Origin of the sequence: Burkholderia sp. Ac-20392 (assembly GCF_017104585.1) — a bacterium.
Lineage (GTDB): Bacteria > Pseudomonadota > Gammaproteobacteria > Burkholderiales > Burkholderiaceae > Burkholderia > Burkholderia lata.
This window is the reverse complement of record NZ_JAAGPB010000581.1, coordinates 1-4432: the sequence shown is the minus strand read 5'-3', so window position 1 is coordinate 4432 and position 4432 is coordinate 1. Positions and strand designations below refer to the sequence as shown.

At 63.5% G+C, this 4432-nt stretch carries 5 protein-coding genes and 1 pseudogene; 5 read left to right on the top strand and 1 reads right to left on the bottom strand.

Annotated features, from left to right (window positions below):
• The 4 genes from G3N99_RS34900 to G3N99_RS34885 form a co-directional block, all read left to right on the top strand.
• Positions 1–263 (top strand): helix-turn-helix transcriptional regulator (locus G3N99_RS34900; RefSeq protein ID WP_241012013.1); only part of this gene is annotated, 263 nt, incomplete at its 5' end.
• A gap of 230 nt (positions 264–493) precedes the next feature.
• The gene (locus G3N99_RS34895; protein ID WP_206124643.1) at positions 494–1618 is read left to right on the top strand and encodes a porin; all 1125 of its coding nucleotides are present in this window, start codon (positions 494–496) and stop codon (positions 1616–1618) included.
• 176 nt (positions 1619–1794) lie between these two features.
• Positions 1795–2499 carry a glutathione binding-like protein gene (locus G3N99_RS34890; RefSeq protein WP_206124642.1) on the top strand — a complete coding sequence of 235 codons (705 nt, stop codon included), beginning with the start codon at positions 1795–1797 and terminating at the stop codon, positions 2497–2499.
• 320 nt (positions 2500–2819) lie between these two features.
• Positions 2820–3395, top strand: coding sequence for a hypothetical protein (locus tag G3N99_RS34885; RefSeq protein WP_206124641.1), 576 nt, complete (start codon positions 2820–2822; stop codon positions 3393–3395).
• Between the two features lie 161 nt (positions 3396–3556).
• Here the strand turns inward: G3N99_RS34885 and G3N99_RS34880 are convergent, their stop codons facing one another.
• On the bottom strand, positions 3557–4072 hold the full coding sequence (locus G3N99_RS34880; protein WP_206124640.1) for a MarR family transcriptional regulator: 516 nt from the start codon (positions 4070–4072) through the stop codon (positions 3557–3559).
• A 128-nt stretch (positions 4073–4200) separates the two neighbouring features.
• Here G3N99_RS34880 and G3N99_RS34875 point away from each other — a divergent pair.
• Positions 4201–4432: pseudogene (locus tag G3N99_RS34875) on the top strand (MFS transporter); the annotation flags it as partial.

Sequence of the window (4432 nt, the reverse complement as noted above, 5' to 3'; positions counted from 1 at the left end):
AGCCGCGCATCGTGCCGCCGGCCCCGCGCGCCGCGGCCAGCCCGCGTGCGGTGCCGAGCGTCGTGCTGACGCCGAAGGAGCGCGCGATTCTCGAATTGCTCGCGCGCAACCTGTCGAACAAGGAAATTGCGGTGGCGCTCGCCGTCGGCGAGGAAACCGTGAAGTGGCACCTGAAGAACCTGTTCGGCAAGCTCGACGCCAGCTCGCGCAAGCATGCGGTGCGCCGTGCGCTGGTGCTCGGCCTGCTCGAAAGCGCGCCCTGACGCTGTAACGCCGGCTCCGCCATTCGGGCGTATTGCCGCGCCCGCCTTTCCCCGATTCTCCGCAACCCTGCCCCCCGTGCGTGGGGGGGAGCGGCCGCCCGCCGTTGCGTAGTCTTTCAGCACGGCTCGCACCGGCGATGCATTTCACGCGTTCCCGCCAGCCTCGATGCTTCCCCGCTTCACCCGGACGGGCTCGATCCCGTCCGGTCCAATACGACCCTGGAGACTTCATGAAGACGAAACTGGCCGCGCTCGCGGCGCTTGCCGGCTGTTCGGCGCTCGCGCACGCGCAATCCTCCGTCACGCTCTACGGCGTGATCGACTCGGGCCTGATGTACCAGAGCACGTCGGCGGCGTCGTTCAGCCCGACCGCGCCGAACACGGGCAAGGTGTTCCGCATGAAGGACGGCGGCATCTACTCGAGCTTCTGGGGCATCAAGGGCAGCGAGGACATCGGCGGCGGCTACAAGATCAACTTCAAGCTGCAGGGCTCGTTCGACAGCGGCAGCGGCAAGCTGCAGCTGAGCGACACGCCGGGCGCCGTCGCGATCTTCAACCAGGTCGCGTCGCTCGGCGTGTCGGGCCCGTTCGGTTCGTTCACGGCCGGCCGCCAGATCGTGCCGATGATCTACGCGATGGCCGACACCGACGTGCGCAACGCGCAGTTCTTCGGCAGCGTGCTGATCGCGTGGCTCGGCCTGAACACGGCGGCCGGCTGGACGGGGACGAGCACCAACGCTGCGATCGGGGCGCTGTACGACAGCAATGCGCTCGTCTACCAGTCGCCGACCTTCGCGGGTGCGTCGATCGCGCTCGAATACGCGCCGGGCGGCGTGGCCGGGCAGTTCCAGGGCGGCACGCGCGAATCGGTCGTGCTCAAGTATGCGAACTACGGGCTCAACGCATCGGCCGTCTACTACAACGGGCACGACACGAGCCCGGCGCCGGGCGTCGCGCCGACCGGCGTCGACAACAACCGCTTCATCTACTTCGGCGCGAAATACACGATCCACGATTTCTCGGTGTCGGCGTCGTACGGCAACGGCCGGAATCCGTCGCATGCGGACAAGGTGAACCTCGACATGCTGTCGGCCGGCATCGGCTATCGCTTCACGCCCGCGCTGCAGGTGACGTCCGCCGTGTATTACCTGAAGGACCGCAACGTCTCGGCGAACAAGTCGACGGCGGTCGTGCTCGCGGCCGACTACAGCCTGTCGAAGCGGACGATGGTCTATGCGCAGGTCGGCCACGTGAACAATCGCGGCACGATGGACCAGATGCTCGTGTACGGGCAGCCGGTCGCGCCGGGCGTCGGCACGACGGCCGCGATGATCGGGCTGCGGCACAACTTCTGATCTCTGCCGGCGGCGGCTCCCGGCGGCGTGGCGGCCGCCATCGGCATCGATCGCCGGGATCGGCTACAGTGGGCGTTTTCGGCGCGCTCCGCCCTGCTGCCGCCGCGTCGCGAACCGTGCGCGAGCGCGGCGGCATCGGCGGAGCGTGGATTCTCCACTTCGACGAGCGAACCTCCATGTCCGACCTGTCCGCCTTCCCGATCACGCAAAAGTGGCCGGCCCAGCATCCCGACCGTCTCCAGCTCTACTCGCTGCCGACGCCGAACGGCGTCAAGGTGTCGATCATGCTCGAGGAAACCGGCCTGCCGTACGAGCCGCACCTCGTGCGCTTCGACACGAACGATCAGCTTTCGCCGGCATTCCTGTCGCTGAACCCGAACAACAAGATCCCGGCGATCATCGATCCGAACGGCCCGGACGGCAAACCGCTGCCGCTGTTCGAATCGGGCGCGATCCTGATCTATCTCGCGGACAAGACGGGCCAGTTGATCCCGAAGGATCTCGCGGGCCGCTACGAGACGATCCAGTGGGTGATGTTCCAGATGGGCGGCATCGGGCCGATGTTCGGCCAGGTCGGCTTCTTCCACAAGTTCGCCGGCCGCGATTATGAGGACAAGCGTCCGCGCGACCGTTACGTTGACGAGTCGAAGCGCCTGCTCGGCGTGCTCGACGCGCATCTCGCGAACCGCCAGTGGGTGATGGGCGATGCGTATACGATCGCCGATATTGCGATCTTCCCGTGGGTGCGGAACCTTGTCGGGTTCTATGAGGCGGGGGATCTGGTTGGGTTCAGCGAATTCCGGAACGTCAAGCGGGTGCTTGATGCGTTCGTTGCGCGACCGGCTGTCGAGCGTGGGCTCAATATTCCGGCACGGAGTTGATGGGTTGAGCGGGCGCACGATGTGCGGGCCGCGAACTGAAAAGCCCGCCGCATTGCGCGGCGGGCTTTTTTTGTTCATCGCGAATTTCCGGGGAATGCCAGGAAGACTGTCGGTGTTCGGCCAGGAGGAGACAAGCGACCGAAAGGTCTGAATTGCGGACAATCGGCAGTGTTGTTTGTGACCGGAGAGCATTAGAAAACTGACACGCAATTGAATTGGCGTGACATTCACATGGGTGTCGGGTTTAATCGCCTCACGAACAAAGTACCGAACGGTGTCGTTGCGATCTTTCGAAGCCGATCCGATGGAGACCTATAGATATGCGCGAACTCGAAACGCTGGTAAAAAAGTATGGCGGGGCGGTGGATCATATCAGGGGAGTCACTCACGTCCACATGCCATTGAAGCTATCTTCAAAGATTGATGTGGGCTTCGCAACGACTTATTCCGCGGGATGGCTTGGTCGTCTTTTTCCATTCCTTCGCCACTTTGAAATGCAACAGGGGCTGTATATTTACGGCGACCGGGCAGAGATTCTGTCCCGCGCCATCGGACACGATCACGAGCTTTGTTCTGCGCTACGCTTCGTCCTCGATCAGTATGCGTTTGACGTGGAATGCACTGACATGTGGCTAGTTGCAAGCTTGAATACGATTTCTCGGCCGCTGTCGCTCGATCCTAGCGGAGGATGGCATTTGGTTTCAAACCTTGCAACGATTACCGGTCGATTGCGTGAACTCGACTATCACGAATTTGATACGACTCCCGGCTCGATCTTTACACGGGGGCCGGGTCGCTTTCGCAAGCTATCTACCAGGGCGGTCTTCGTGGCCATGTTTTGCATACCGCTTTATTTAATGATTCACTTTTCGCATCCAATCACGGCATTGAAGTAAGGCGCGCAAGCTCGTCGCGCAAAGCCTGCCGACACAGAGGGGCACAACGGCCGCTTTTGCCACGCGCGGAAGTCCGCTCCAGGTCGGTAAGCGACGCTCGAGAAAATATACGAAGAACTTCTTTGCCCGCCTCCTGCGTTTGCATAACGCATCCGGCGGCGCTACTTTCCATCCGTCCCCTTCGACACCCCCTCTCCCAGCCCCGCCAGCAGCTTTCCCAGCAGATCCGACAACTGCACCTGTTCCGCATCCGACAACACGCCCAGCAACTCCCGCTGATTGTCGATATGCGCGACAACCGCTTCATCGATCAACGCACGGCCCGTCTCCGTCAGCGCCACAAGCGTCCCACGCCCATCCGCCGGGTTCGGCCGGCGCTCCACCCACCCTGCCTTCTGCAACCGGTCGATCCGCGCAGTCATCCCCCCCGACGACATCATCAGCGCGTCGTAAAGCGCCGTCGGCGTCAGCGCGAACGGCGCCCCGCCACGCCGCAACGTCGCCAGTACGTCGAATTCACCCGGCTGCATCCCGTAGCGCGCGAACAGCGGATTGAGACGGTCGCGCGCGATCACGAGCGCCGCTTCCTGCAACCGCCCCATCACCACCATCGACGACGCGTCGAGATCCGGACGCTCGGCGCGCCATTGTGCGAGCGCATGCTCGGCTCGATCCATTAACCCTCCTCGGCTCACCAGTTATCTTGACGTCGAGACAAATCAGCATTTATCTTGATGTCGAGATACTTTACATGAAAACGCGCGTCGCCTCACCGGGGTCGCGCACCGATATCGAGGGCTTTGCAATGAATCGCTTCACTTCCCCCGGATGGCGGCTCGCCGCCATCGTCCTGGTCGGGCTGAACCTGCGGCCGGCGCTTGCCGCGGTCGGCCCGCTGCTCGACATGATCCAGCGCACGACCGGCATCAGTGACGGCGCCGCCAGCCTGCTGACGACGATCCCGATCCTGCTGATGGGGCTCGGCGCGCTGAGCGCGCGGCGCCTGCAGCGCCTGACCGGCATCGCGGGCGGCGTCA